The following is a 26,035-nucleotide window of genomic DNA, read 5'->3' as shown; positions in this document are numbered from 1 at the left end:
AAAGGGTTAACGGGTCAACAGATGAACCAGTCGCGCGGCCACGCGGGCACTGCGGTTGTCCTGATCCAGCGTCGGGTTGTACTCGGCCAGATCGGCGAGCCTGAGCTTGCCGCTGGCCCGGATATGGGCGATCAGCGGTTCGATCACCGCCAGCTCCACGCCGCGAGCGGCGGGAGCGCTCACTCCCGGCATAACGGCGCCGGGCAGCACGTCGAGATCGATGGTCAGATAGAGGTGATCACAATCGGCGATAAAGGCGTCCAGCCCGCTTAGCAAGGCTGGCAACCCGGTCTGGGTCATTGCCTCGTCCAGCACATGCCACACACCCAGCGCCTTGGCACGGGCAAACAGGGCTTGGGTATTGGCGGTCTCGGCCACCCCAAGGCAGGCGTAGTGAAACGGTGTGCCCTGAGCGGCGCACTGCTCGGCAATCTGGAAAAAGGGGGTGCCAGAGCTGGCCTGCTCCTGCTTCATGCGCAGGTCGAAGTGGGCGTCAAAATTGATAATGCCGACTCGCCCCTGACCCGCCAGATGCAAGTTGAGGCCGCTCCAGCTGCCGAAGGCCACCTCGTGACCGCCCCCCAGCACCAGCGGGAAGTGGCCCAAATCGAGCGCGGCAGCGACCCGCTCGGCCAGACGACCGTGGGCGGCGTCGAGATTGCCATCGGTACAGCTCACATCTCCGCCATCGTAGACGGGACGGTTCAGGTGCCAGGCAGTGTTGGCCAGCAGCTTGCGCACCGCCAGCGGCGCCCCGGCAGCACCAATGCGCCCCTTGTTGCGGCGCACCCCTTCATCGCAGGCAAAACCAAGCAGTACTACACCGGCAGAGTCTTGTGCTCCGGCGGTCCAGGGCAGCACCTTGTCGTGCCAGCGCAGGGCCAGTTCGCCATCTTCCGGATCCTGCCGCCCCTGCCAGAGCGACATGTCGATCGGGTTGAACTTATCCATGGAGGGTCTCCTCGCCGTTGAAGATGCGGCCTGCCAGCTGATCGACGCCGACCATGTAGCTCAGCTCGGCCGGATGGGCGCAGTGCCAGATCAGGAAATCGGCCGCCATGCCGACCCTGAGCTGACCAAGACGATCCTGCTCGCCAAGTGCTTTGGCGGCGTGACGGGTCACCCCGACCATGGCCTCCAGCGGGGTCAGGCCAAACAGGGTGCAGGCCATGTTCATCGCCATCCGCAGCGAGACGATAGGGGCCGTACCTGGGTTGATATCGGAGGAGACCGCCATCGCTACCCCCGCCTTGCGCAGCGCGGCGACCGGCGGCAGCTTTGTCTCTTTGAGGAAGTAGAAGGCGGTGGGCAGCAGGGTGGCGACCACGCCACGGTGGGCCAGCGCCAGGATCCCTTCCGGATCCAGATACTCCAGATGGTCCACCGAGAGGGCGCCAAAGTTGGCAGCGAGTGTGCTGCCACCGAGATTGGAGAGCTGATCCATATGCCCCTTCACCGGCAGGCCGTATTGATCCGCCGCCAGATAGACCTGCTCGGTCTGGGCCAACGAGAAGCCGATGTGCTCGCAGAAGACATCCACCGCATCGGCCAAGCCTGCCTCGGCGGCGGCCGGGATGATCTCCTGACAGATGGTCTCGACCCAACTATCGGGATCGTCGCGATACTCCGGCGGCACCGCATGGGCCGCCAGCAGAGTGGTCTTGACCCGGATCGGCAGCGCCCCTCCCAGTCGGCGGGCCACCCTCAGCATCTTGAGTTCATCAGCCAGAGTGAGGCCATAGCCGGACTTGATCTCTACCGTGGTGACCCCTTCGCGGATCAGGGATGCCACCCTCGGCAACGCCAGCTCGAACAGTTGCTCTTCGCTGGCGGCACGGGTGGCACGCACCGTGCTGATGATGCCACCGCCCCGACGGGCGATCTCGGCATAGGGCACTCCCTGCTGACGCAGCTCGAACTCTTCGGCACGGCTGCCGGCGAAGACCAGATGGGTGTGACAATCGATAAGGCCGGGGGTGACCAGCTTGCCCCGCATATCCTGCCAGTGAGCGGGATACGACCCCTTCAGTTCGGCCATCGGCACCAGCGCGTGGATCTTGCCATCATTCACGCCGATGGCGTGGAGCGGCAGCAGGCCGTAGTCGGCCAGCTCATCATTCAGGGTAGCGGGCGTCACGTTGAGCCAGACCCGCTCGCAGTTCAACAGTTCCTTGTTCATAGCGACCTCAAATGTATATACATATTCTTATAGTCGATCTCTATGACGAAAGAAAGAGCGAAATTCACATCCTGATAACAGCATCAAACTTAGAGTTTAAGCACAAAAAAGCCCACCAGGAGGTGGGCTTTGCAAAATCAAGTTGTATAGTCATTTACTCCAGCTGAGTCTTGGAGCTTAGCTTGTAACGGGAACCGGGGGAGAGCAAACGGGCGTAGGAGACCAGATGCCCCTCCGACCAGGTGCGTCTGTGCAACAACAGGCAGGGGGAATCTACGCGGATCTGCAACAATCCCGCCTCACCGGCGCTCGGCAACACGGCTTCCACCACGTGCTCCATCTCGGAGAGGGGGCAGACATCCATCAGATAGCGGTTGGGGGTCTGTTGGGTAAAATCCTGCTCGCCATAGCCCGGCAAGCGCCCGGCATCGACGAAGCGCTCCTCCAGCTGCAACGGCTCACCATCAGCCTGATGGACGATCAGGCTGTGAAAGATAGGGGCACCTACCCGCAGCCCCAGTTGTACCGCCACCTTCTCGTCGGCGGCCAGCCGCTGCAGCCGGATCACCCGGGCACTGTACTCGCCGCCACGCTCGGCGATCTCGTCAGCGATGTTGCGAATGGCCAGCAACGGTGATTCGGTTCGCCTGTCCGCCACGAAGCTGCCGGAACCGGCGGTACGCACCAGCCACCCCTCAGCCACCAGTTCCCGCAACGCCCGGTTGACCGTCATCCGGCTCACGGTGAACTGCTCGCACAGGGCCGCTTCGGTCGGGATCCTGTCCCCCGCCTGATAGTGGCGTTCGCGGATTCCGTCCAGAATGTGCTGCTTGATCTGCAGATAGAGGGCTGGCGCCACCATGAAGCTCCCTAGCGCCGACGGTGGGGCGGACGCATATCCGGCCAGGCGCGGTAGACGTCGGGGATCTGATCCGGGCCGCTGATGCAGAGATCGAGATCGTGCAGCAGACCATCCTTGATCCCGTAGATCCAGCCATGCACCGCCAGCTCCTGCCCCTTGCGCCAGGCGTTCTGGATGATGGTGGTGTGGCAGACGTTGGCGACCTGTTCGGCCACGTTCAGCTCGCACAGGTAGTCGAAGCGCTCGTGCTCATCCTCGATGGCCTCGAGCTCTTCACCATATTTGAAGTAGACATCCTTGATGTTGCGCAGCCAGTTGTCGATGAGACCCAGCTCCTGATTCTGCATCGCGGCCTTGACGCCGCCGCAGCCATAGTGACCGCAGACGATGATGTGCTTCACCTTGAGCACTTCTACCGCGTATTGCAGCACGGAGAGGCAGTTGAAATCGGTATGTACAACCAGATTGGCGACGTTGCGGTGGACGAAGACATCCCCCGGCAGCAACCCCATCAGCTGGTTGGCGGGGACCCGGCTGTCGGAACAACCGATCCAGAGGTATTCGGGGGCCTGCTGGGCAGAAAGGGTGGCAAAGAAAGCGGGATCTTCGGCTTTGATCCGTTCGGCCCACTCACGGTTGTTGGTAAACAGGTCGTTCAACAGTTTCACTTCTGCTCTCCCTAATGTGGCAGTGGCGGCAACATAACACACTCAAGGGTAACCAAAGCAAGGCCGACCAGATCCTTGCGAAACAAAAACAGGGCCATCAGGCCCTGTTTTTATGAGAGGAAGCATCAGGCTTCCATGGCATCTTTCAGCTTCTTGAGTGCGTTTTTCTCAAGCTGACGCACACGCTCGGCAGAGACGCCGTAGGTATCGGCCAGCTCCTGCAGAGTGGTCTTGCTGTCATCATCGAGCCAGCGGGCGCGGATGATGTGTTGGCTGCGCTCATCCAGGGTGGCGAGGGCAGAGCTCAGACGACGGGTGGCATGATCGTCCCAGTTGTCATTCTCGATGGTCGCGGCCAGATCGGAGGATTTATCCTCCAGATAGTGAACCGGAGCGAAACCGCCCTCTTCTTCATCATCACCAACCAGATCGAACGCCTGATCGTAGTTGGCCATCCGCGCTTCCATCTCGGTCACGTCAGCGGCAGAGACGCCGAGATCGGCCGCCACGGCCTGAACCTCTTCGTGGTTCAGCCAGCCCAGACGCTTCTTGGATTTGCGCAAGTTGAAGAAGAGCTTGCGCTGGGCCTTGGTGGTCGCCACCTTGACCATGCGCCAGTTGCGCAGGACATATTCGTGAATTTCGGCCTTGATCCAGTGCACGGCAAAGGAGACCAGACGCACGCCGACCGTCGGGTCGAAGCGCTTGACCGCCTTCATCAGGCCGATGTTGCCTTCCTGAACCAGATCAGCCTGAGGCAGGCCGTAACCGGCATAACTCTTGGCGACATGAACGACAAAGCGCAGGTGCGACATAACCAGCTGACGAGCAGCCTCGAGATCGCCATCCTGCTGCAAACGCTCAGCCAGCTCACGCTCTTCCTCTGCGCTCAGCACCGGAATAGAGTTTACTGCCTGGATATAGCCTTCCAGACTACCTTGCGGAATCAAAGCCATAGTGCGCTGCAATGAAGTTCCCATCTGTTACCTCTTACTTTTCAATCGAATCAGTCTAACACCCAGATTGGGTCTGTCTACTGACCGGATGTCATTCTGCGGCGTGTATCAAATAACATGCCCCAGCTTTAGACCGGCTTATCTTATGCCTGCAGGATGAATCATGAATGAACAGTCAAAAAAAAGGGGTCACAATGAAGGACCCCCGAAAAGTAGCATGCTAAGTCCATTGTTGCGGAGCTCGCAACCTTCACATGCTTGCCAAGTCTGACGAGCAAGGCAGAGGGGCCACACTCGTATAAATGCTTCAGCTTAATAGACTGCTTATAAATCAGAAGGTTCCACGGATCCAGCAAAGATCCGGAAGATCGCCGCTATTCAGAATACTCTGACTGAGGGGGTCAAGCCAGAAACGGAGCCTCTTTTACTTGATCCACCTCTCAAAATCCAGCGATTTACTTTGATAATAAATTAATCAGGATGGCTCTATATCTCGAATGTGACGATGAACCGAAAACCAGGAAGCAATCAGCCCCAGCAAGGCCCCCAGCAGGATCAGGTTCACCCCGTCTACCAGACCCATGCCAACCAGCCGGAAGTTACTGTTATACAAGCCCGCAAGCTCCTTCACCACCCCTTCGCTCCAGATCACCATCACCTCGGTCAGCCACCATGCCAGCATGCCGCCGATCACCCCGAACCAGATGCCGGTATAGAGGAAAGGGCGATGGATGAAGGCATCGGTTGCCCCCACCAGCTTGAGCACCTCGATCTCTGAGCGCTGGTTGAGGATGTTGAGACGCAGGGTGTTGCCGACGATCAGCAGCACGGCGGAGAGCAGCAGCACGGCGATACCGGTAATGGTGTGACGCAGCAGGTTCATGATCCCCTGCAGGCGGGTCAGCCACTGCAGATCCAGCTTGCCCTGCTCGACCCCATCCTCATTGTTTAGCTTGCCGAGCAACTCGGCGGCCCCTTCCGGATTCTGCCAGCGCGGATCCGGAATGACGCTTAGCACCGGCGGTAGCGGGTTGCTGTCCAGATAATCGAGGGCATCGCCGAAACCGGAGATCTCGCGAAACTCCCGCAACGCATCGTCACGGCTCAGGTAGGTGACCGAATCCACCTCGGGATAGAGCAGGATCCTGTGCTGCAGATCGAGAATGCTCTGCTCCGGCAGATCCTTGCGCAGATAGAGGGAGATCTGGGAGCTGTTCTGCCAGCTCCCCTCCACCACCTCGGCGTTTTTCAACAATACGTGGAAGCAGGAGGGCAACGCCAGACTGACACCGAGCACCGCCAGCGTCATCAGGGAGGCGAGCGGATTTCGCCACAGCTCCCCGAGACTGGCAAACGCCTGCCGCACATGGTCAACCCCGTACATCATCAGACGACGCAGCGGCGGCTGCTTGTGACGAACGATAGCCATCAGAGCTCCTCCCCGGCCGAATACATGCGACCCGCCTTGAGGGTCAGGGTGCGATAGCGCATGCGGGCGATCAGCCCCAGATCGTGAGTAGCAATCAGTACAGAGACCCCAAAATTGTTGAACTCCTGAAATAGCCGCATGATATCCATGGAGAGCTGGGGATCCAGGTTGCCGGTCGGTTCATCCGCCAGCAGCAGCGGCGGCTTGTTGACGATGGCACGGGCGATGCCGACCCGCTGCTGTTCACCCCCGGAGAGCATCCGCGGCTGGTAACGCTCCTTGCCGAGCAACCCTACCTTGTCCAATGCCGCCGCCACCCGCTTGTTGATGTCCGCATGGCTGTAACCATCGATCACCAGCGGCAGCGCTACGTTGTCGAACACGGTGCGGTCCATCAGCAGGCGGTGATCCTGAAAGATCATCCCGATCTGGCGGCGAACATAGGGGATCTGGCTGCGCTGGATATGGCTGACATCATCACCATGAAAGAAGACGCGACCATCGGTCGGACGCTCCATCACGCTGATCAGTTTGAGGAGGGTACTCTTGCCCGCCCCCGAGTGCCCGGTCAGAAAGGCCATCTCTCCCTTGCGCAGGTGAAAGCTGACCTTTTGCAGCGCCTGATGGCCGCCGCTGTATACCTTGCTGACCTTGTCAAAACGAATCATAACGGTTCCCTGACATTGACAAACCCCGACCGAAGTCGGGGTATGGAACACTTAATCATCACGGCTGAGCTGACTCATCGCGGCTGAAGAGCGCCTCGATGAAATCGTTGGCAACGAAGGGACGCAGATCGTCGATCCCCTCGCCCACCCCGATATAGCGGATCGGGATCTGGAACTTGTCGGCCACCGCGAAGATGACGCCGCCCTTGGCGGTGCCATCCAGCTTGGTGAGGGTGATGCCGGTCAGGCCAACCGCCTCGCTGAACAGCTTGGCCTGGCTCAGGGCGTTCTGGCCGGTGCCGGCATCCAGCGTCAGCATGATCTCGTGGGGGGCCTCTTCATCCAGCTTCTTCATCACCCGTACTACCTTCTTGAGCTCTTCCATCAGGTTGCTCTTGTTCTGCAGGCGACCGGCTGTGTCGGCGATCAGCACGTCAGCCCCGCGGGAGCGGGCGGCCTCGATGGCGTCATAAATAACGGAGGCGGAGTCGGCACCGGTATGCTGGGCAATCACTGGAATGTTGTTGCGCTGGCCCCATACCTGCAGCTGCTCGACCGCAGCGGCACGGAAGGTGTCACCCGCTGCCAGCATCACGCTCTTGCCTTCAGCCTGGAACTGCTTGGCCAGCTTGCCGATGGTGGTAGTCTTGCCGACGCCATTCACGCCGACCATCAGGATCACGTAAGGCTTCTTGCTGGTGTCGATCATCAGCGGCTGCTCGACCTTGGCCAGCATCTCGCCCATATCCTGTTTGAGCAAACCGTAGAGCGCCTCGGCATCCTTGAGCTGCTTGCGATCCGCGTGCTGCACCAGCCCCTCGATGATACGAGTGGTGGTATCCACACCGAGATCGGCGGTCAGCAGCTGGGTTTCCAGCTCTTCAAACAGCTCATCGTCGATCTTCTTGCCACGGAACAGGCCGAAGAAACCGGAACCGATATTCTCCTTGGTGCGAACCAGACTGCGTTTGAGGCGAGCAAAGAAGCCCTCCCGCTGCGGTTTGTCCTGGGTGTCGTCGTCCACCTTGGCGGCCAACGGCAGGGCAGCCAGTGCGGCAGCCTCAGCCTCCATCGCGGCGACCAGGCGCATATCTTCCGCTCGCTGGGCCTCTTTGGCGATACGGGCTTCTTCCGCAGCCTGAGCTTCAGCGGCAATGCGAGCCTCCTCCGCAGCGCGAGCTTCAGCAGCAATGCGAGCTTCTTCCGCAGCACGGGCTTCGGCAGCAATACGAGCCTCTTCCGCAGCGCGAGCTTCAGCAGCAATACGAGCCTCTTCAGCCGCACGGGCTTCAGCGGCAATACGAGCCTCTTCCGCAGCACGGGCTTCGGCGGCAATACGAGCCTCCTCTGCAGCGCGAGCCTCGGCGGCAATGCGAGATTCTTCTGCGGCGCGAGCTTCGGCGGCGATACGAGCATCTTCTGCAGCGCGAGCCTCGGCGGCGATACGAGCATCTTCTGCAGCGCGAGCCTCGGCAGCAATACGAGCCTCCTCTGCAGCGCGGGCTTCGGCAGCGATACGTGCCTCTTCCGCAGCGCGAGCTTCGGCAGCAATACGAGCCTCTTCGGCTGCCTTGACCTCAGCGGCTTGCGCTTCTGCGGCAGAGCGAGCGGCTTCAGCGGCACGCTCCTCTTCGGCGATCAGCGCTTCGTTGACGATCACCGGCTCCAAATCGGAAGCGCACTCCTCCACCACCAGTGGGCCGTGGTCGTCCAGCTCGGTCGGCAGGCAGCAATCATCTTGCAAAACGGAATTCTGTGCGCTGGCAGGCACTTCGGGGGCAACGGCCGGCGTACTATCGGAAACAGTGGTATCGGAAACGGGAGCGGGGGTAGCAGTGACCTCGGGCTCAACGGTAACGGGGGTGGCTTGGGGTGTCTGTGGTTGGACAGCCTCAGCCTCTTCTTTCTTGCGGCCGAAACCCAGCCAGGAAAACAAACCTTTTGCCATCTAAAAATACTCACATCAAAGGCTGACTGCTAAGATAGCCGTCCCTTGGCGGGTCGGCATAAAAATGAACCGCCTTATACTACCACTTTATTTTCTGACGATGAAACGCGATGCCCAGAGTGAAATCCAGCCGTAGCAACCCGAGCAAGAGTCCTGCCCCGCAAGGAAAATCGGGCTTTGTAAGAATCATCAGCGGCCAGTGGCGAGGCCGCAAATTGCCGGTCAAGGATGTGGAGGGGCTCAGACCCACCACGGATCGCGTCAAGGAAACCATCTTCAACTGGCTGGCCCCCCATATTCGCGGCACCCGCTGCCTGGATCTGTTTGCCGGCAGCGGCGGACTCGGACTGGAGGCGCTGTCGCGCTATGCCGAGCAGGTGACCCTGATCGAAATGGACAAAGGGGCCGCCGACCAGATCAAGAAGAACCTGACCGCTCTCGGCAGCAGTCAGGGTCAGGTGATCCAGTCAGATGCAGTGAGCTGGCTGCAAGGCCCGGCCACGCCGTTTGATCTGGTGTTCCTCGATCCGCCGTTTCGCCGCGAGCTGCTGCCGCAAGTGTGCGAACTGCTGGAGCAGCGCGGCTGGCTGGCAGCGGACGCCCTCATCTATCTGGAGCGGGAGAAGGAGATGGCCGATCTGGCGCTGCCCGCCAGCTGGCAACTACTCAAGGACAAACAAGCCGGTCAGGTCTGCTATCAACTCTATCTAAGGGAGGTAAACAATGAAGCGAGTCTTTAATCTGTTGGCGATGGGGCTGATATTGTTCTTCTGGTTTGGTGTGCTGATGAGCCTGATTGCCCCGCTGCCCGGCAAACTCAACGGCTTTCTGCCGGTCTGCGGCGTGATCGTCGCCCTGCTGCACTGGCTGCAGGCCAGCATGATCAAGGCAGCTTGCAAACGCTACTTCGCTGTCACCAAGGCCGAGTTTGTCACTGTGCTGATATTTGGCGTGTTTGGCATGGTCGACATTCGTCAGCGCCTGCAAGAGATCGTCAACGCCGCCCAGCGCGGCAATCTCTCGGACAAACCATAAAGAAAAGGGGACGGCGGTAGCCGTCCCCTAGAGTCGTGTCGTCCTGTCCGTAGAACTGCAATGCTCCCTGCAATCCCTGACGTTATCCTAATCCTTTGGAATATCCCCTTTCCAATCCGTTGGCGTGTCCTGCGGCGTTCCTGGCCTGGCAATTCATCCTGAACTGCTTCCCTGTCTCCATCCTGGAGGTGTCCATTACCACGTCCTGTGGGGTTCCTTGCGTCTTCCTGACAGATAACCATCCGGGTTATCTCACTTCATCCTGAAGTATTCCTCTCGCATCCGGCGAGGTCCTGTTCATCCTGAAGAACGAGGTTCCGTTCGTTCTACTCCCATCCCGAGAGTGTCCTGCCGCATCCCGCGGTGTTCCTTTATTCATCCGTAACGATAATCATCCTGATTATCGAGCTCATCCTGAGGTGTTCCTTGTCCACATCCTGCGGAATATTCCATCTTTATGCGCTGCCCTGCATCCTGCCGGACCAGCTCCGTCCTTGTGAGACCCATACTAAGGAAATGCGCCCCCCGAACAAGGGCCATCCGATGATAAAGATCCGATGCAGCTCTCATCCCAAAAAACAAACTTAAAAACTAACCCTTTAATATCAGTTATTTATTTAGTTTCACGGGAAAGTTCGATCATTCTGGCATGGCTTCGCGTACGGCTCAAAGCGCCAGCCTCTTACAGTCGCTATGGCAGATCTCTTACACGGGTTTCGCCCCCAAAAACGGGGCAGGAAAACGGTTCAATCCTGACGTTAAGACTTAAAAATTAGTTGAATAAATATGCTTAAAAAAACCGCAAAAAAAGAGCCGAGACCAGGCTCGACTCTTCAACATTCCAATTTTTTAATCAGCTCAAGCGGTTGGCCGGATTGAGATAGGCCTTGCGCAACGATTCCGGTGCCAGCACCTCCAGTTCACCGCCGATGTTGTTCAACCAGCTGCGAAACTCCGGGGTGTCCTGCACTTCGGTCTCCACCACCACGCTGCGCTTGTCATAGCGGGTCATGCGCGGATTGTTGCCGGGGATCTGGTTATCCACCAGCGACTGGCTGTTGGCATCGATCCGGCCGACGAAGCGGATCGGGCCGCTCACATCCTGATAGCCCTGATCGCGGATCAGCTTCTGGATATTGAAATCCTTCGGCTGGGTGGCGCTGAAGTTGGTCAGCTCCACGTTCTTGATATGGTCAAACGGGATGCCGTAAACCTTGGGATCCAGCTCGGATAGTGTGCAGAGCAGGATCGGCCCGTCCGGCTGATTGAGAATGCCGAGCGGGTTGATACGGTCGTAGCAGAGCCACACGGTGCGCTCTTTGATCACGCGCTGGATCTCGGCACTGAACTTGCGACCACGCCAGAGCGCATCGCGGATCAGGGTGCTGCGACGGATCTCCGGGTTGCCGGCAAACGGGCGCGGTGACTGGTGGACACTCTCCAGCCAGCGTTCGGCCAGTTCACTCTGGCTGTCGCGGATCACCTGGCTCGCCTTGTCGACCAGCGGATTCAATTCAGTCAGTACACTCGCCGGCAACAGTTGGCTCGCCTGATCACTCCAGGTTTTCAGGGCCACCGCCAGCGAGAGCGGCATGATATTGGCAAAGTCGTTGAGGCCGTGGCGCTCGAAGCACCAGCCATGGGGTTTGCTGCGCTCGTCCGAGGTGAGGTCGAACAGTCCCATGCCGGACATCTCCTCCAGGTCCCGTTGCACGGTACGCAGACTGACATGGATGCCTTCCTCTTCCAGTTTTACCTGAAGTTGGCTGGCGGTCAGCTTGTAAGGGCGGTGCGGGATGCAACGCGCCAAGGTCAGTTGTCGTAACAGCTTCTTACTCATGGTGCATGCCTTCACTGGTTTAGCGTTGACTGTATGCTAGTCGCAACTTGCGACAGTCTATGTCGTAAGTTTTGTAGCGACAACTGTCGCCATTTTCATACAAAACTACGTATATATATGATTGATAAGAAAAAATATGGATAAACACAGCTAACTTGACGTTTTCAGACAAGCTAAGCGTATCGAAGAAAACTAAGTGGAGAGGCAGGCTAACATAGAGGGGCGTAGGATTTTTCTGAATCTATTCTTTTGAGATAGCCGGAGGGAGGCAATCCTCCCTCCCAGCCAAATCACGTCAGCCACGACCAGGCTGACTTGGTGATGGCCGCACCGACCATGTAGCCAAACACCGCCAGTGCCGCCACACCGGCCACCAGCTTCTGACCGCGGGCCGGGCGCTTGAGCGCCATGACACCCAGACCGATATAGAGCACCAGTGCAATCAGCTTGGCCATCAGCCAGGGTTGTTGACCCGGGCTCAACTGCAAGGCCACCGCCAGCAACACACCAAACAGCAGCAGGAAGGTGTCGTTGATATGCGGCAGGATCTTCAGCCACTTCTGCTGCAACCGATCGCTGCCGGCCAGCGCCAGACTCCAGCGATAGATAAAGAGCAGCAGACTGACCAGCGCCAGCGTCATATGCAGGTGTTTAAACATGGGGTAATAGGCAATCATTTTGCTTCCTTGTCGTCGTCGGGTAACCCGCTGTTCCAGTTATGGGCATGGATACGCTCCTGCCCCTCCTCGTCGTCTTGCAACAGATCGGAGAGGATCTCCCGGTATTGCAGGCTCTTGTTGATATAAGTGTGCTCGTCGTCCAGATAGTTGACCTGCTCGCGCAACAGCCAGTTATCGTGCTGCTTGAAGGTCTGCCCCGCCCGCCAGGCCTGGTTGGCACGAAAACCGAGCTGGGTCAGGGCTTCCACCCCCAGATCGACCGCCGAGCCCAGGGTTTCCCGGTGTACGCTCTCGACCCCGTGGCGCAGGATCTCGTGGGCATGGGGTCGATCCAGCGCTCGCGCCAGGATCTTCAGGTGCGGGAAGTGCTTCTGCACCATCTCGATCACCGCCAGCGAGGTAGCCGGATCGTTGATGGAGAGCACCAGCAGCTTCGCCTTGTGCGCCCCGGCGGCATGGAGCAGGTCGATCCGGCTGGCATCGCCATAGAAGACCTGATAGCCGTACTTGCGCAGGGTCTCTATCTGGCTGGCATCCTGCTCGAGGATGGTGGTGCCGATGCCGTGACCATGCAGCAGACGCCCCACGATCTGACCGAAGCGGCCGAAGCCTGCGATGATCACCGGATGCTCCACCAGCTCAGGTTGCTCATGCTGCGGTGCGTCGCTCTGGTTACGGTAATCGAACCAGGGCTGGATCACCCGATCGTTGAGGATCAGCAGCAGCGGGGTGAGCGCCATGGAGAGTGCCACCACCAGCGTCAGCAGGGAGATGGTCTCACCGGGCAGCACCCGGTTCTGGGCGGCAAACGAGAAGAGCACAAAGGCAAACTCGCCCCCCTGTGCCAGCGCCAGCGCGAAGGTCCAGCGTTGACTCGGCGAAATGCGGATGATGAAGCCGAGCGCCATCAACACCAGCCATTTAAGCACCATCAGGCCAACCACCAGGGTTGGTATCAGGAAGGGGTGTTCGGCAAACAGCCCGAAGTCGATCCCCGCCCCCACCGACATAAAGAACAGGCCGAGCAGCAAGCCCTTGAACGGCTCTATGTCGGCCTCCAGCTCATGGCGATATTCGCTGTCGGCCAGCACCACCCCGGCGAGAAAAGAGCCGAGAGCGGGCGAGAGCCCCACCGACTCCATCAACACGGCGATAGCGATCACCAGCAGCAGGGCGGCGGCGACGAAGATCTCCCGCATATGGGACTGGGCGATGGCACGAAATACCGGCCGCATCAGATAGTGGCCACCCAGCACTATGCCGGAGATGGCCGCGACCACCAGCAAACCATGTTGCCACCCCGCCAGCTCGGAGCCTCCACTGCTGGCGACCGGCGCCATGGCCAGCAGCGGCAGCAACGCCAGGATAGGAATGACCGCAATATCCTGAAACAGCAGTACCGCAAAGGCGGAGCGACCGCTCTCGCTCTGCATCAGCTTGCGCTCCTGCAGGCTCTGCAACACGATGGCGGTGGAAGAGAGCGCAAGAATGAGGCCGATGGCCAGCCCCTGTTGCAGCGGCAGACCGATCAGGTGTGCCACGCCGGTCAGCGCCGCCGTGGTGAGCAGCACCTGCAGGCCGCCGGTGCCGAGGATCGGCCCCTTCAACTGCCACAAGAGGGCCGGACGCAATTCAAGACCGACCAGAAACAGCATCAGTACCACGCCAAACTCGGCGAAGTGCATCACATCCTTCTGTTCCCCCACCAGCCCCAGCAGGAAGGGGCCTATGATGATCCCCGCCAGCAGGTAGCCGAGCACCGAGCCTAGCCCCCAGCGTTTGGCCAGCGGTACCGCGATAACGGCGGCGGAGAGGTAGATAAAGGCATCAAACAGGATCCCGTGGCCCATCAGTCAGCCCTCCGTGTGAACATCAGATCCGGCTCATAAGCTCGGCCAGCAAGCTGCCCGTGTTTCATCAGAGCACCTCCAGCAAGTCGCGCAGATAAGGGCGCCCGGCCAGTTGCTCCGGGGTCAGCTGATCGTCACGCAGGGCGCAAAGCAGCTGGCGGTAGTCCTGCCCACAGCGGCGCAGGGCGGCGGGATCCTTGATCTTGTGAAAGGAGTGGAGCACGAAAGGGGGCAGCCAGTTCATGCCGCACAAGGTGGCCGCCTGCTGAAATGGCAGCAGAAAATCGAGCAGCGGTCGGCTGTTGTAACCCTCGCTGCAGTAGGACTCCGGCGCCCCGCCGGTGGTGATGGCGCTCAGCCACTGCTTGCCCTTGAGGGCGTGGGCTTCAGGGCCGTAGGCATAGCCATACTCCAGCACCAGATCCATCCACTCTTTCATGATGGCCGGGCAGGAGTACCAGTAAAACGGGTGCTGGAAGACGATGATGTCGTGCTCACAGAGCAGCGCCTGCTCCCGCTTCACATCGATAAACATGTCGGGATAGTGCTGATAGAGGTCGTGAACCGTGACCCCCTCCAGCCCCTCAATCGCCTGCAACAGCTGCTTGTTGGCCCGCGAGCTCTGCAGCGCGGGATGGGAAAAAATAACCAGAATGCGTTTCATGACCACATCACCCGAACAAAGCCTTGCGGTGCAAGGCGAGGTAAACAGAAAAGGGGAGTCTGGGGAGCTGCATCGTAAAGGTGCACAGGAGAGCGACCTTATCAGGAAGCGCCATAGCCTGCCAACTCGGGGATCAGCTCCCGCAGCGCCGGATTGAGGGTCTGGTGGGCGGGATAGCAGAGCCCGATCCGGCGAAACATCCGCGGCCCGCTCACCGGCAGGGTACAGAGCCCCGCCTCATCCTCGACCAGCCCGTCCGGCAGAAAACTGATGCCGACCCTCGCCAGCACCAGCGCCATCACCAGCCCCTTGCTCTCGGCCTTTGCCACCAGATTGAGGGTAAGGCGGTCACAGGCCAGCAGGCCGATAGTCTGCTGATGGGCCTCACAGGGTGGGCACTCAATAAAATCATAATGTTGCAGCTCGGCCAGCTCGATCCTTTCGCGACTGGCAAGGGGATGGTCGACCGGCACGCAGAGCACGTAATCCTCCTCCCACAGCGGCAGGAAGATCTCGTCCTCCCGGCGCAAGGCATCCAGCGTCAAACGGCAGTCGGCGGGTGTGGTGTAGTCGGAGAGGGTGAGATCCAGTTGCGGCAACACGCGCTGTACTTGCTGCAACAGCCCGGCCACCCGGCGGCGACTCAAGTCCGGCATGATGGCGATATTAAGCCTCGCACGCGTCGCTTTCTGGCGAAACAGCTCCGGCAGACGGCGCGCCTCCTCCACCAGCTTGACCGCGTGAGGATAGAGATAGTGGGCCGGATCTTTCGCCACCACCCCCTTCTTGCCCCGGACAAACAGGCTGTCACCGAGCGCCTCTTCCAGCTGGCGCAGCCCCGCCGAGAGGGAGGGCTGGCTGACGTGGCAACGCTCGGCCGCCGCCGTGATGTTCTTCTCTTCATAGATGGCGATGAAGAAACGCAGCAATCTCAAGTCCAGCATAAACCAACCATAGTTTTTTCAGATGATAACCAGCGGAAAACAATATTTATCACTTATAGATGCAGTGACTATAGTGATTGGGTTCCGTGCTGGCCAGCCACCTGTTTGCTCAAACCGACTCTTGAATCAGAAGGAAAGACCCATGTCCAAATCTCTCGTCGTGATCACCGGTGCCTCCGCCGGGATCGGTGCCGCCATCGCCCGAGCCTTCTCTGCCGCCGGTCATCCGCTGCTACTGCTGGCCCGCCGGGTCGAGCCGATGCAGGCACTGAACCTGCCCGATACCCTCTGCATCGGGGTCGATGTAACCGACACCGCAGCCATGAAGGCCGCCATCCAGCAGGCAGAAGCCAAATTTGGCCCGGTCGGCTGCATGGTCAACAACGCCGGCGTCATGCTGCTGGGTCAGGCAGATGTGCAGGATCCCGCCGAATGGCAGCAGATGCTCAACATCAACGTGATGGGGGTGCTGAACGGCGTCCACGCAGTGCTGGCAGGCATGAAGGAGCGCCGCAGCGGCACCATCATCAACATCAGCTCCATCGCCGGTCGCAAGACCTTCCCGAACCATGCTGCCTACTGCGCCACCAAGTTCGCCGTGCACGCCCTGACCGAAAACATCCGGGAAGAGGTGGCCGATGTCGGCGTGCGGATGGTGACCATTGCCCCGGGTGCGGTCGAGACCGAGCTGCTCAGCCACACCACTGACGAGAGCATCAAGGCCGGTTACCACGACTGGAAAGATCAGATGGGCGGCGTCATTGCGCCGGAAGTGATCGCCGATGCCGTGCTCTACGCCTGGAACCAGCCTGCCAACGTCTGCGTGCGCGAGATCGTGCTGGCGGCGACCCGTCAGCAACCTTAATCCTGGCTGACTGACACCATGGGGAGGGCTTGACCCTCCCCCGGGGCACAGAGTTACCATGTGCCCCTTGTTATTTTCGAGTCATTCCATGGTTCTCACCCGTCGCCAACTCGCCCACGCCCGTCGCTGGCTCCCCCTATGGAGCCTGGTGCTGGTGTTGATGTCGTTTGGCAGCCGGGCCGCAACCGACCTCTGTACCCTGACTACCCACTGCAGCCAGAGCGAGCGTACCCTGGAAAAAGCGATGCCCTGCGGTAGCTTTACCACCGCCCTCTCGATGACGCTGGTAGGCAGCGACAGCCTGACGGTCGCCGTACTGGAACCGGATACCCCCGACTTCGCCTCCCCCTCTCTCTTTATGCCGGACGCCCCGTGCGAGCGGCTCGAACGTCCCCCACGCACCCGGACCTGAAACGCATCCCGTATCGGGCATCTTTTCTTTCAATCTGAGGTGAGTGATGTACAAACCCCTGTTACTGGCCATGCTGGCCGGTACCGTCAGCTTTTCGGCCCTCGCGGCCGAGAAGATGACCGTCTACAAATCCAAATATTGTGGCTGCTGCCAAAGCTGGAACGAGCACATGGAGCAGAATGGCTTCGAACTGGAGGTCATCGAAACCGAACAGCTCGGCGCAGTGAAGCAGCAATACGGTATCGCGCCGGAGCTGGCTTCTTGCCATACCGGTATCGTAAATGGCTATGTGATCGAGGGGCATGTACCGGCCGCCGATGTGCAGAAGCTGCTCAGGGAAAAACCGGCGATCCGTGGCCTGACCATTCCGGGCATGCCCCAGAGTGCGCCGGGCATGGATATTCCGGGCCATCCCTATGAGGTACTGAGTATCAGCAACGAGGGCGCGACCAACCGCTGGTCGAGCTACCCAGGCTGACGAAAACTGGTCATGAGAGGGCACTCCCATATCATGTGAGGCACACCTGAGCGGACTCTTGCCGCTCATGGCCAGAAAGAGGGCCGCTATCGCGAGATAGCGGCTTTTTTTGATTACATTTCCTGCAATAACAAGGGATTGCTTGCAACCACCGGCAACAAGGGGCAGATTTAACGCCAATTCATGGAGCCGATGCTCAGGTCCACCAACCCTTTCCAGCGCCAAGGATGCGACATGTTTACCTTTTCCCGAGGAGTTCTGCTGCTAGCCTTTCTGACAGTTCTCCCCCCCACTTATGCCAATGAAGAGCCCGCCATGCTGACAAGCGAACATCCAATCCAGCCGCCCGTGGCCGCCAAACATCCCCGCACTCTGAAAAAACACGGGGATACCCGCATCGACAACTACTACTGGCTGCGTGACGACGAGCGGCAGAAGCCCGAGGTGTTGGACTATCTCAAGGCCGAGAACGCCTATACCGAGGCCATGCTCAAGCCGACCCAACCCCTGCGCGAACAGCTTTACAAAGAGATGGTCGCCCGCATCCCCCAGCAGGATGAGTCGGTGCCCTATGTGAAGAACGGCTACCGCTACCAGACCCGCTATGAGCCGGGCAAGGAGTACGGGATCTATTCGCGCACCAAGCTCGGTGAAGAGCAGTCGAGCCTGCTGCTCGACAGCAACCAGCGGGCAGAAGGGCACGAGTTCTATGCCCTCGGCGCCCTTGAGGTGAGCCGTAACAATCGCTGGCTGGCGGTGGCGGAAGATTTCCTCTCCCGCCGTCAGTACCAGATCCAGTTCCTCGATCTGGAGAGCGGCCAGTGGGCCACCGACAAACTGGAAAATACCTCCGGCAATCTGGTGTGGGCCAACGACAACAAGACCGTCTTCTATGTGCGCAAGCACCCGCAGACCCTGCTGCCCTATCAGGTCTATCGCCATACGCTCGGGACGGATCCGGCCACGGACAAGCTGGTCTATGAAGAGAAGGATGACTCCTTCTACATCAGCCTCTACGCTACAACTTCGGAAGATTTCATCGTCATCGCCCTCTCCAGCACCACCACAGGCGAAGCGCGGCTGATCGATGCCAACCAGCCGGAGCACGCCCCACGCCTGTTCCTGCCCCGTCAGGTGGATCACGAATACAGCCTGGATCACTACCGCGGCCGCTTCTATGTGCGCTCCAACAAGGATGGCAAGAACTTCGGCCTCTACGAGACCAAGGAGAGCCCGGTCGATCGCTGGAAGGCGGTGATTGCCCCCAATCCGGAGGTACTGCTGGAGAGCTACGCCCTGTTCAAGGATTGGCTGGTACTGGAAGAGCGCAACAAGGGGCTGACCCGACTGCGCCAGATCAACTGGCAGAGCGGTGACGAGAAGGAGATCGCCTTCGATGATCCCGCCTATGTCACCTGGCTCGCCTACAACCCGGAGCCGGATACCAGCGCCCTGCGCTATGGCTACTCCTCCATGACCACCCCTGCCTCTACCTATGAGCTGGATATGGCGAGCGGCAAGCGCACCCTGCTCAAGCAGCAGCCGGTGGCCGGCTTCAAGGCCGACCAGTACGCCAGCGAGCGGCTCTGGGTAACCGCCCGCGACGGTGTATCGGTGCCGGTCTCGCTGGTCTATCGCAAGGACAAGTTCAAGAAAGAGCAGGCTGATGCGCCCAAGAATCCGCTGCTGGTCTATGGCTATGGATCCTACGGCGCCAGCATGGATCCCGACTTCAGCAGCTCGCGCCTGAGCCTGCTCGATCGCGGCTTCGTCTACGCCATCGCCCATATCCGGGGTGGTGAAGAGCTGGGCCGTCACTGGTACGAAGATGGCAAACTGCTGAAAAAGCAGAACACCTTCAATGACTTTATCGATGTCACCAAGGCGCTGGTTGAGCAAGGCTACGGGGCCAGGGATCAGGTCTACGCCATGGGCGGCAGCGCCGGCGGCCTGCTGATGGGGGCCGTCATCAATCAGGCGCCCGAACTCTATCGCGGCGTGGTGGCGCAGGTGCCGTTTGTCGATGTGGTCACCACCATGCTGGACGAGTCGATCCCCCTCACCACCGGGGAGTATGACGAGTGGGGCAACCCGAACCAGAAGCGCTACTACGACTACATGAAGAGCTACAGCCCCTACGATCAGGTGAAGGCGCAAGCCTACCCCAACCTGCTGGTCACCACCGGGCTGCACGACTCGCAAGTGCAGTATTGGGAGCCAGCCAAGTGGGTCGCCAAGCTGCGCGAGCTGAAGACGGATGATAACAAGTTGTTACTGAACACTGACATGGACGCCGGCCACGGTGGCAAGTCGGGCCGCTTCAAAGCCTACGAAGATATCGCGCTGGAGTACGCCTTTATCCTGGATCTGGCCACCCCGGCCAACTGATCCAGTATGACCCCGGCCCTTGTCACACAAGGGCCGCATAAGAATCCCACCCTAGTTTTTCCCTCTTCCATTTCCCTTCATATCAAATTAATCTTCGGCTAGAAAATGAATGATCGAGGTCATGTTTCTCAAGATTAAACTCCGTGATTTTGCCATTTCGTTTGATTTATGTTGGGTGAATGTGCTTAATCGGAGTGCTTGCAACTTTTTATTTGGCCCCTCAGGGGCCAATTTATCTTCGACCGACAGGAGGTCGGTAGCCTCACCACAGGATGAGGGTGACCGCCGGAAAAGGGGGCAATCAACTCCCCCGCTTTCGCGCAACGAGAAGAGCGGGCAAGCCCGGCGCAGAACGGGATTGCCATCAATTTATCCGGGGATCGGATAAACAAAATCAAAGAAAAGGGAGAAAAAATGAAAGGATTAACTTTGGCATGCGCCCTGTCGGCGGCTCTGGTCGGTGTTTCATTCGGTGGTCCGGTGCAAGCGCAGGAGCGCTTCGTGACCATAGGCACCGGCGGTCAGACCGGCGTCTACTATGTCGCTGGCCAGTCCATCTGCCGCTTCCTCAATCGCGGCGCCGCCGATCACCAGATCAAGTGCAACGCCCCGGCCAGTGGCGGCGGTGTTGCCAACGTCAACGGCATCCGCAGCGGTGAGTTCAACTTCGGCATCATGCAATCCGACCACCAGTTCAAGGCGATGAAGGGGCTGCCACCGTTCCAGGCCGAAGGGGCCATGGACGATATGCGCGCCGTCTTCTCCCTGCAGAGCGAGGTATTCACCATCCTGGCTCGCCGCGATGCCAAGATCGCCAGCTTCGACGATCTGAAGGGCAAGCGCGTCAACATCGGCAACCCGGGCTCCGGCCAACGTGACACCATGGAAGAGATCATGGCGGTCAAAGGCTGGAAGAAGGGTGACTTCGGTCTGGTCTCCGAGCTGAAACCGGCCGAACAGGCCTCCGCCCTCGGTGACAACAACATCGACGCCATGAGCTACTTCGTCGGTCACCCGAACGGTGCCATTCAGGAAGCCTCCACCACCACAGATGCAGTACTGGTACCTGTGACCGGCGCCGACATCGACAAGCTGCTGGCCGAGAAGAGCTACTACAGCAAAGCCGAGATCCCGGGCGGCATCTACAAGGGCAGCGACAAGCCGACCCCCTCCATCGGTGGCAAAGCGGTGCTCTCCACCAGCGCCAAAACCGATCCGGAAGTGGTCTATCAGCTGGTCAAGTCGGTGTTCGACAACCTGGATCGCTTCAAGCGCCTGCACCCTGCCTTTGCCGACCTGAAAGAGGCCGACATGATCAAGGTGGGTCTCTCTGCACCGCTGCATGAAGGGGCTGCCCGCTACTACAAAGAGCGCGGCTGGATCTGATTGAAGGCCCCGGGGCCTTTGTCACTCTCTTCGACACCCGTCCGCCGCCTGATTGCGGGGGCGGGTGTCGCTCTTGTTGTACTCGTTGGCACAAGTTAACCCTATGCAAGATAAACAACTCTCTACCGAGGAACTGATCGCCCAGGATGTGGGCGCTCGCCTGCCGCTGGGCATCATGGGCTGGCTCATCACCGCGCTGGCGCTGGCCTGGTCCCTGTTCCAGCTCTGGATCGCCTCGCCCCTCCCCTTCATGGTGGGGTTTGGCGTACTCAATGACACCGAAACCCGCTCCATTCACCTCACCTTCGCCCTGTTGCTGGCTTTTCTGGTGTTCCCGGCATTTCGCTCCTCGCCGCGGGATCGGGTTCCCCTCGGCGATATCGCCCTCGGTCTGATCGCTGCTGGCGCCGCCTCTTACCTGTTCGTGATGTATGAAGCACTGGCGCTGCGTCCCGGCACCCTCACCACCGCCGATCTGGTGACCGCCTGCATCGGCATTCCGCTGCTGCTGGAAGCGGCGCGCCGCGCCCTGGGGCCGGCACTGGCGGTCATCGCCATCGTCTTTCTGATCTACAGTCTGGCGGGCCCCTGGATGCCGGGACTGCTGGCACACCGCGGGGTAGGTTTCACCGCGCTGGCCAACCACCAGTGGATCACCACCGAAGGGGTGTTTGGCATTGCCCTTGGCGTCTCCACCAGCTTCGTGTTCCTGTTCGTGCTGTTCGGCGCCCTGCTGGAACGGGCCGGTGCCGGTCACTACTTTATCCAGCTCGCCTTCAGCCTGCTCGGCCACCTGCGCGGCGGCCCCGCCAAGGCGGCAGTGGTCGCCTCCGGCCTGACCGGTCTGATTTCCGGCTCGTCGATTGCCAACGTGGTGACCACCGGTACCTTCACCATCCCGATGATGAAGAAGGTGGGCTTCAGTTCAGAGAAAGCGGGGGCGGTGGAAGTAGCCTCCTCGGTCAACGGCCAGATCATGCCACCCGTGATGGGGGCTGCGGCTTTCCTGATGGTCGAATACGTGGGCATCCCCTATGTGGAGATCATCAAGCACGCCTTCCTGCCTGCCACCATCTCCTACATAGCGCTGCTCTACATCGTCCATCTGGAGGCGCTGAAACTGGGCATGCAGCCCATCGGCAACCATCAACCCAAACCCTGGCTGCGTCGCCTGACCGGTTTTGCCTTTGGCGCGGCCCTCATCAGCGGCCTGTCACTGGCGGTCTACTATGGCCTCGGCTGGCTCAAACCTGCACTGGGTGACTACGCCCTGCCGGGGATCTCGGTACTGCTGGCTGCCACCTATGTGGCCCTGTTGAAGATCGCCGCCAGCAATGAACCGCTGCCTGCCGAAGATCCCGACAAGCCGCTCACCGAATTGCCCAACACCCGCGCCGTGCTGCTCTCCGGCCTGCACTTCCTGCTGCCGGTGGTGGTACTGGTGTGGTGCCTGATGGTGGAACGCCTCTCGCCGGGGCTGTCGGCCTTCTGGGGGACCGTGATGCTGGTGATCATCCTGCTGACCCAGCGCCCGCTGCTCAACTGGCTGCGCAAGGACGGCAAGCACGACTACGGCACCGTCGCTGACGGCGTGGTGGATCTGCGGGAAGGGCTGGTCGCCGGTGCCCGCAACATGATCGGTATCGGCATTGCCACCGCCACCGCGGGGATTATCGTGGGTGCGGTCTCCCAGACCGGGGTCGGTCTGGTGCTGGCGGATCTGGTGGAGTTCCTCTCCATGGGCAACCTGCTGCTGATGCTGCTGCTCACCGCCCTGTTGAGCCTGATCCTCGGCATGGGGCTGCCCACCACTGCCAACTACATCGTGGTGTCCAGCCTGCTGGCACCAGTGGTGGTGACGCTGGGGCAGCAAAACGGGCTGATCGTGCCGCTTATCGCAGTGCACCTGTTCGTATTCTACTTCGGCATCATGGCGGATGTGACGCCGCCGGTGGGACTGGCCTCCTTCGCGGCAGCGGCTGTCTCCAAGGGCGACCCCATCAAGACCGGGATCACGGCGTTTTACTACAGCCTGCGTACCGCAGCGCTGCCGTTCCTGTTTATCTTCAACACCGATCTGCTGCTGATCGACGTGGACTTCGCCCACGGGGTGCTGATCTTCATCGTGGCGACCATCGCCATGCTGATCTTCGCCGCCGCCACTCAGGGCTGGTTCCTGGTGAAGAGCCGCTGGTACGAGAGCGTGCTGCTGTTGCTGGTCGCCTTTACCCTGTTCCGCCCGGGTTTCTGGATGGACATGGTGCACGACCCCTATCGCGAGACCCCGCCTGCCCAGCTGGCCCAAACCATGGGTGAAGTGGAGGCGGAGAGCACCCTGCGGCTGCGGATCCTCGGTGAAGATGCAGTGGGCAAGCCACGCAAGTTCACCCTGCTGGTCGCCGTACCGGATGGGGCAAATGGCGAAGAGCGGCTGGCCAATCTGGGGCTGAGCCTCTATGAGCAAGATGGCAAAACGCTGATCGACAACGTCGCCTTTGGCAGCCCGGCCGCCACCATGGGGCTGGAGTTCGATCAGGAGATCCTCACCGTCAAGGCGCCCACCGATCGCTGGCGCAAGGAGTGGATGTGGATCCCGGGCTTCCTGCTGTTCGGGGTGATCGTCTGGCTGCAGCGTCGCCGCAGCGTCAAGGCCGGTTAATCCGCCAGGCAAATAAGACAGAGGGCCGCGATTGCGGCCCTCTTTTTATGGATATCGATCTCGCTGCAGCGGCGATCAGTGACCCGCCAGCTTCATATTCTCTACCAGCACCGAGCCGGTCTTGAGACTGGAGCGCTCATCCTCGTCACTACCCACCGCCACGATATGACTGAACATCTCGGCCAGATTGCCGGCGATGGTGATCTCCTCGACCGGATAGGCTATTTCGCCATTCTCGACCCAGAAACCGGCAGCGCCGCGGGAGTAGTCGCCATTGACGATATTGACCCCCTGCCCCATCAGCTCGGTCACCAGCAGACCGGTACCCATCTCTTTCAGCATGCCCTGAAAATCCTGGCCGGTATTGGAGACCTGCCAGTTGTGGATGCCACCGGCATGACCCGTAGTGGTCAGCCCCAGCTTGCGCGCAGAGTAGGAGGTAAGCAGCCAGCTCATCAGCTCGCCGTTACGGATGATATCCATGTCGCGGGTACGCACCCCTTCGCCATCGAACGGGGTACTGGCGAGCCCCCCCAGCAGGTGGGGGAACTCCTGAATGGTGAGCCACTCTGGCAGGATCTGCTTGCCCAATTTGTCGAGCAGGAAGCTCGACTTGCGATAGAGGTTGCCACCGCTGATGGCCATCACCAGATGGCCCCACAGGCCGGAGGCAGTATCGGGGTGGAACAGCACAGGGGCATGGCGGGTAGAAATCTTGCGGGCGCCGAGACGGGAGACGGTACGCTCCACCGCCTCGTCGGCGATGCGCTGCGCGCTCCAGAGCCCGTCGAGGGAACGGCTGGAGGAGTAGCCGTAATCCCGCTGCATGTCGCCATCCTGCTCGCCGATCAGCACGCAGCTAAGGGAGTTACGCGACGCCGCGTAGCCTTTGACGAAGCCGTGGCTGTTACCATAGACCTTGATACCAAGATGGCTGGAGAAACCGGCACCGTCGGAGTGCTTGATACGGACATCGCGACCCAGAGCGAGTCGTTCGCACTCGATGGCCAGATCGATGCCGCGCTGGGGATCCAGCTCGATTTGGTGACACAGTTGCAGGTCGGGGGCATCCCAGGCCAGCAGCTCGGCGTCCGCCAGACCGGCGCAATCATCCGCCGAGGTGTGGCGGGCAATCTCGATGGCCGCTTCAACGGCGGCACGAATGGCGGGTTTGCTCAGATCGGTGGTCGAGGAAGATCCCTTGCAACCATCGCGATAGACGGCGATGCCGAGGGCGCCATCCTTATTGAATTCAATGCTTTCCAGTTCACAACCCCGGGTGTTCACCGACAACCCGGTCTGCTTGCTGATGGAGACTTCGGCCAGCGAGGCGCCCAGTCCTTTGGCTATCTCCAGGGCTTCGGCAACCACGGCCTCGAGATGGGCTTGATCCTGGCGGATTTGGTCTTGCTGATCCATAACTCACATCTGTATGAAAGAAGGAAAGGGGGGTAAGCATATCAGACCCCTGCGCCCAGCGGGAGAAGCTGGTAACATATCCGCCAAACGTGAATGACAGGAATCAAGAGACCGATGAGTCAATATCAAGACGACAACGAGTTCGAAGACTGGGGCCCCAGCAAGAGCCAGCTCAAGCGCGATGCCGAAGCATTGCAGAAAATGGGGGAAGAGATCGTCTCCCTCAGCCACAGCGAGCTGGAAAAAATCCCGTTGGATGAAGAGCTTGCAGAAGCTGTCGAGCTGGGTCGCAAACTCAAGCCGAAGAAGGATGAGTCCTTCCGTCGCCATCTGCAGTTCATCGGCCGCCTGATGCGCAGCCGCGATATCGAGCCGATTGCCGAAGCGCTCTCCATCATCAAGAACCGTCACTCCACCGTGAATGCGCGCCTGCATCGCCTGGAGCAGTGGCGCGAGCGCCTGATCACCGAAGGTGACAGCGCCCTCAACGAGCTGATGTCCCAGTTCCACGAACTGGATCGCCAGAAGCTGCGCCAGCTGATCCGCTCCGCCAACAAGGAGCGGGAGCTGAACAAGCCGCCGGTCGCCTACCGCGAGATGTACCAGTATCTGCGCGGCGAGATCGAAGACCTGCTGTGATCCCCGAAACACGCCTCCCCTCGGGGAGGCGTGTTTATCTTGATGCCTTTTCCCCTACCCCCTCCC

Annotated in this window: 23 protein-coding genes; 9 read left to right on the top strand and 14 right to left on the bottom strand. The window is 60.0% G+C overall.

The window, feature by feature from the left end; translation table 11 throughout:
* Positions 1–6 precede the first annotated feature (6 nt).
* The 8 genes from hutG to ftsY all read right to left on the bottom strand — a co-directional run bounded on the left by hutG (position 7) and on the right by ftsY (position 8,710).
* On the bottom strand, positions 7–951 hold the full coding sequence (gene hutG, locus G5306_RS10550) for a formimidoylglutamase (protein ID WP_421312839.1): 945 nt from the start codon (positions 949–951) through the stop codon (positions 7–9).
* The gene (gene hutI, locus G5306_RS10545) at positions 944–2,179 is read right to left on the bottom strand and encodes an imidazolonepropionase (RefSeq protein ID WP_421312838.1); all 1,236 of its coding nucleotides are present in this window, start codon (positions 2,177–2,179) and stop codon (positions 944–946) included. The genes hutG and hutI overlap by 8 nt, the downstream gene beginning before the upstream one ends.
* A gap of 154 nt (positions 2,180–2,333) precedes the next feature.
* The gene (hutC, locus tag G5306_RS10540; RefSeq protein WP_041202413.1) at positions 2,334–3,038 is read right to left on the bottom strand and encodes a histidine utilization repressor; all 705 of its coding nucleotides are present in this window, start codon (positions 3,036–3,038) and stop codon (positions 2,334–2,336) included.
* Positions 3,039–3,049: 11 nt separating this feature from the next.
* Positions 3,050–3,709 (bottom strand): carbonate dehydratase, encoded by a 660-nt coding sequence (gene can / locus G5306_RS10535; protein WP_005339998.1) that lies wholly within the window; start codon positions 3,707–3,709, stop codon positions 3,050–3,052.
* Positions 3,710–3,834: 125 nt separating this feature from the next.
* Positions 3,835–4,689, bottom strand: a complete 855-nt coding sequence (gene rpoH / locus G5306_RS10530) for an RNA polymerase sigma factor RpoH (RefSeq protein WP_005339997.1) — start codon at positions 4,687–4,689, stop codon at positions 3,835–3,837.
* A gap of 451 nt (positions 4,690–5,140) precedes the next feature.
* On the bottom strand, positions 5,141–6,094 hold the full coding sequence (gene ftsX, locus G5306_RS10525; RefSeq protein WP_005342860.1) for a permease-like cell division protein FtsX: 954 nt from the start codon (positions 6,092–6,094) through the stop codon (positions 5,141–5,143).
* Complete coding sequence (ftsE, locus tag G5306_RS10520) at positions 6,094–6,762, bottom strand: cell division ATP-binding protein FtsE (RefSeq protein ID WP_005339995.1); 669 nt, start codon at positions 6,760–6,762, stop codon at positions 6,094–6,096. Before ftsE ends, ftsX begins: the two co-directional genes overlap by 1 nt.
* 58 nt (positions 6,763–6,820) lie before the next feature.
* Positions 6,821–8,710, bottom strand: coding sequence for a signal recognition particle-docking protein FtsY (gene ftsY / locus G5306_RS10515; RefSeq protein ID WP_421312837.1), 1,890 nt, complete (start codon positions 8,708–8,710; stop codon positions 6,821–6,823).
* Between the two features lie 110 nt (positions 8,711–8,820).
* On the opposite strand from ftsY, the gene rsmD reads away from it, so the two are divergent.
* Complete coding sequence (rsmD, locus tag G5306_RS10510; protein ID WP_124930360.1) at positions 8,821–9,450, top strand: 16S rRNA (guanine(966)-N(2))-methyltransferase RsmD; 630 nt, start codon at positions 8,821–8,823, stop codon at positions 9,448–9,450.
* Positions 9,434–9,745, top strand: coding sequence for a DUF1145 domain-containing protein (locus G5306_RS10505; protein WP_042052536.1), 312 nt, complete (start codon positions 9,434–9,436; stop codon positions 9,743–9,745). Before rsmD ends, G5306_RS10505 begins: the two co-directional genes overlap by 17 nt.
* Before the next feature lie 853 nt (positions 9,746–10,598).
* Here G5306_RS10505 and G5306_RS10500 read toward each other — a convergent pair.
* The 5 genes from G5306_RS10500 to G5306_RS10480 all read right to left on the bottom strand — a co-directional run bounded on the left by G5306_RS10500 (position 10,599) and on the right by G5306_RS10480 (position 15,723).
* Positions 10,599–11,585, bottom strand: coding sequence for a helix-turn-helix transcriptional regulator (locus G5306_RS10500; RefSeq protein ID WP_005339987.1), 987 nt, complete (start codon positions 11,583–11,585; stop codon positions 10,599–10,601).
* Between the two features lie 290 nt (positions 11,586–11,875).
* Positions 11,876–12,262, bottom strand: coding sequence for a SirB2 family protein (locus G5306_RS10495; protein WP_421203295.1), 387 nt, complete (start codon positions 12,260–12,262; stop codon positions 11,876–11,878).
* On the bottom strand, positions 12,259–14,115 hold the full coding sequence (locus tag G5306_RS10490; protein WP_042052534.1) for a monovalent cation:proton antiporter-2 (CPA2) family protein: 1,857 nt from the start codon (positions 14,113–14,115) through the stop codon (positions 12,259–12,261). The genes G5306_RS10495 and G5306_RS10490 overlap by 4 nt, the downstream gene beginning before the upstream one ends.
* A 67-nt stretch (positions 14,116–14,182) precedes the next feature.
* Positions 14,183–14,779: an NAD(P)H-dependent oxidoreductase gene (locus G5306_RS10485; protein ID WP_005339958.1), complete on the bottom strand. Its 597-nt coding sequence runs from the start codon at positions 14,777–14,779 to the stop codon at positions 14,183–14,185.
* 101 nt (positions 14,780–14,880) lie between these two features.
* Positions 14,881–15,723, bottom strand: a complete 843-nt coding sequence (locus G5306_RS10480) for a LysR family transcriptional regulator (RefSeq protein ID WP_164537854.1) — start codon at positions 15,721–15,723, stop codon at positions 14,881–14,883.
* Between the two features lie 142 nt (positions 15,724–15,865).
* Between G5306_RS10480 and G5306_RS10475 the strand changes: the two genes are divergently transcribed.
* The 6 genes from G5306_RS10475 (at position 15,866) to G5306_RS10450 (ending at position 23,911) form a co-directional block, all read left to right on the top strand.
* Positions 15,866–16,588, top strand: a complete 723-nt coding sequence (locus G5306_RS10475; RefSeq protein WP_164537855.1) for an SDR family oxidoreductase — start codon at positions 15,866–15,868, stop codon at positions 16,586–16,588.
* 88 nt (positions 16,589–16,676) lie between these two features.
* Complete coding sequence (locus tag G5306_RS10470; protein WP_204420131.1) at positions 16,677–17,000, top strand: hypothetical protein; 324 nt, start codon at positions 16,677–16,679, stop codon at positions 16,998–17,000.
* 46 nt (positions 17,001–17,046) lie between these two features.
* Entirely contained in the window at positions 17,047–17,478 is a 432-nt protein-coding gene (locus tag G5306_RS10465) for a DUF411 domain-containing protein (protein WP_005339953.1), read from the top strand.
* 234 nt (positions 17,479–17,712) lie between these two features.
* Positions 17,713–19,866, top strand: a complete 2,154-nt coding sequence (locus G5306_RS10460) for a S9 family peptidase (RefSeq protein ID WP_421312836.1) — start codon at positions 17,713–17,715, stop codon at positions 19,864–19,866.
* Positions 19,867–20,280: 414 nt separating this feature from the next.
* Complete coding sequence (locus tag G5306_RS10455; RefSeq protein WP_204382487.1) at positions 20,281–21,252, top strand: TAXI family TRAP transporter solute-binding subunit; 972 nt, start codon at positions 20,281–20,283, stop codon at positions 21,250–21,252.
* A 103-nt stretch (positions 21,253–21,355) separates the two neighbouring features.
* The gene (locus G5306_RS10450; RefSeq protein ID WP_227341536.1) at positions 21,356–23,911 is read left to right on the top strand and encodes a TRAP transporter permease; all 2,556 of its coding nucleotides are present in this window, start codon (positions 21,356–21,358) and stop codon (positions 23,909–23,911) included.
* A gap of 75 nt (positions 23,912–23,986) precedes the next feature.
* Here G5306_RS10450 and pmbA read toward each other — a convergent pair whose 3' ends face one another.
* Positions 23,987–25,330 (bottom strand): metalloprotease PmbA, encoded by a 1,344-nt coding sequence (gene pmbA, locus G5306_RS10445; protein WP_421257822.1) that lies wholly within the window; start codon positions 25,328–25,330, stop codon positions 23,987–23,989.
* A gap of 114 nt (positions 25,331–25,444) precedes the next feature.
* Between pmbA and yjgA the strand changes: the two genes are divergently transcribed.
* The gene (gene yjgA / locus G5306_RS10440; protein ID WP_005336359.1) at positions 25,445–25,969 is read left to right on the top strand and encodes a ribosome biogenesis factor YjgA; all 525 of its coding nucleotides are present in this window, start codon (positions 25,445–25,447) and stop codon (positions 25,967–25,969) included.
* Positions 25,970–26,035: the final 66 nt, after the last annotated feature.

Origin of the sequence: Aeromonas sp. 603404, assembly GCF_049171775.1 — a bacterium.
In the GTDB taxonomy this organism is placed as follows: Bacteria; Pseudomonadota; Gammaproteobacteria; order Enterobacterales; family Aeromonadaceae; genus Aeromonas; species Aeromonas veronii_A.
The sequence above is the reverse complement of the archived record's forward strand: the minus strand, read 5'-3'. Positions and strand labels throughout refer to the sequence as shown.

What these genes read in the sequence shown, in the direction of transcription:
- G5306_RS10460 (WP_421312836.1), top strand. Translation starts at nt 17,713, where the DNA reads ATGTTTACCTTTTCCCGAGGAGTTCTGCTGCTAGCCTTTCTGACAGTT.
- pmbA (WP_421257822.1), bottom strand. Translation starts at nt 25,330, where the DNA reads ATGGATCAGCAAGACCAAATCCGCCAGGATCAAGCCCATCTCGAGGCC.
- ftsX (WP_005342860.1), bottom strand. Translation starts at nt 6,094, where the DNA reads ATGGCTATCGTTCGTCACAAGCAGCCGCCGCTGCGTCGTCTGATGATG.
- hutI (WP_421312838.1), bottom strand. Translation starts at nt 2,179, where the DNA reads ATGAACAAGGAACTGTTGAACTGCGAGCGGGTCTGGCTCAACGTGACG.
- G5306_RS10450 (WP_227341536.1), top strand. Translation starts at nt 21,356, where the DNA reads ATGCAAGATAAACAACTCTCTACCGAGGAACTGATCGCCCAGGATGTG.
- G5306_RS10470 (WP_204420131.1), top strand. Translation starts at nt 16,677, where the DNA reads ATGGTTCTCACCCGTCGCCAACTCGCCCACGCCCGTCGCTGGCTCCCC.
- G5306_RS10500 (WP_005339987.1), bottom strand. Translation starts at nt 11,585, where the DNA reads ATGAGTAAGAAGCTGTTACGACAACTGACCTTGGCGCGTTGCATCCCG.
- G5306_RS10475 (WP_164537855.1), top strand. Translation starts at nt 15,866, where the DNA reads ATGTCCAAATCTCTCGTCGTGATCACCGGTGCCTCCGCCGGGATCGGT.
- ftsE (WP_005339995.1), bottom strand. Translation starts at nt 6,762, where the DNA reads ATGATTCGTTTTGACAAGGTCAGCAAGGTATACAGCGGCGGCCATCAG.
- rsmD (WP_124930360.1), top strand. Translation starts at nt 8,821, where the DNA reads ATGCCCAGAGTGAAATCCAGCCGTAGCAACCCGAGCAAGAGTCCTGCC.
- G5306_RS10505 (WP_042052536.1), top strand. Translation starts at nt 9,434, where the DNA reads ATGAAGCGAGTCTTTAATCTGTTGGCGATGGGGCTGATATTGTTCTTC.
- G5306_RS10465 (WP_005339953.1), top strand. Translation starts at nt 17,047, where the DNA reads ATGTACAAACCCCTGTTACTGGCCATGCTGGCCGGTACCGTCAGCTTT.
- G5306_RS10495 (WP_421203295.1), bottom strand. Translation starts at nt 12,262, where the DNA reads ATGATTGCCTATTACCCCATGTTTAAACACCTGCATATGACGCTGGCG.
- hutG (WP_421312839.1), bottom strand. Translation starts at nt 951, where the DNA reads ATGGATAAGTTCAACCCGATCGACATGTCGCTCTGGCAGGGGCGGCAG.
- G5306_RS10480 (WP_164537854.1), bottom strand. Translation starts at nt 15,723, where the DNA reads ATGCTGGACTTGAGATTGCTGCGTTTCTTCATCGCCATCTATGAAGAG.
- G5306_RS10490 (WP_042052534.1), bottom strand. Translation starts at nt 14,115, where the DNA reads ATGGGCCACGGGATCCTGTTTGATGCCTTTATCTACCTCTCCGCCGCC.
- yjgA (WP_005336359.1), top strand. Translation starts at nt 25,445, where the DNA reads ATGAGTCAATATCAAGACGACAACGAGTTCGAAGACTGGGGCCCCAGC.
- G5306_RS10455 (WP_204382487.1), top strand. Translation starts at nt 20,281, where the DNA reads ATGAAAGGATTAACTTTGGCATGCGCCCTGTCGGCGGCTCTGGTCGGT.
- rpoH (WP_005339997.1), bottom strand. Translation starts at nt 4,689, where the DNA reads ATGGGAACTTCATTGCAGCGCACTATGGCTTTGATTCCGCAAGGTAGT.
- ftsY (WP_421312837.1), bottom strand. Translation starts at nt 8,710, where the DNA reads ATGGCAAAAGGTTTGTTTTCCTGGCTGGGTTTCGGCCGCAAGAAAGAA.
- G5306_RS10485 (WP_005339958.1), bottom strand. Translation starts at nt 14,779, where the DNA reads ATGAAACGCATTCTGGTTATTTTTTCCCATCCCGCGCTGCAGAGCTCG.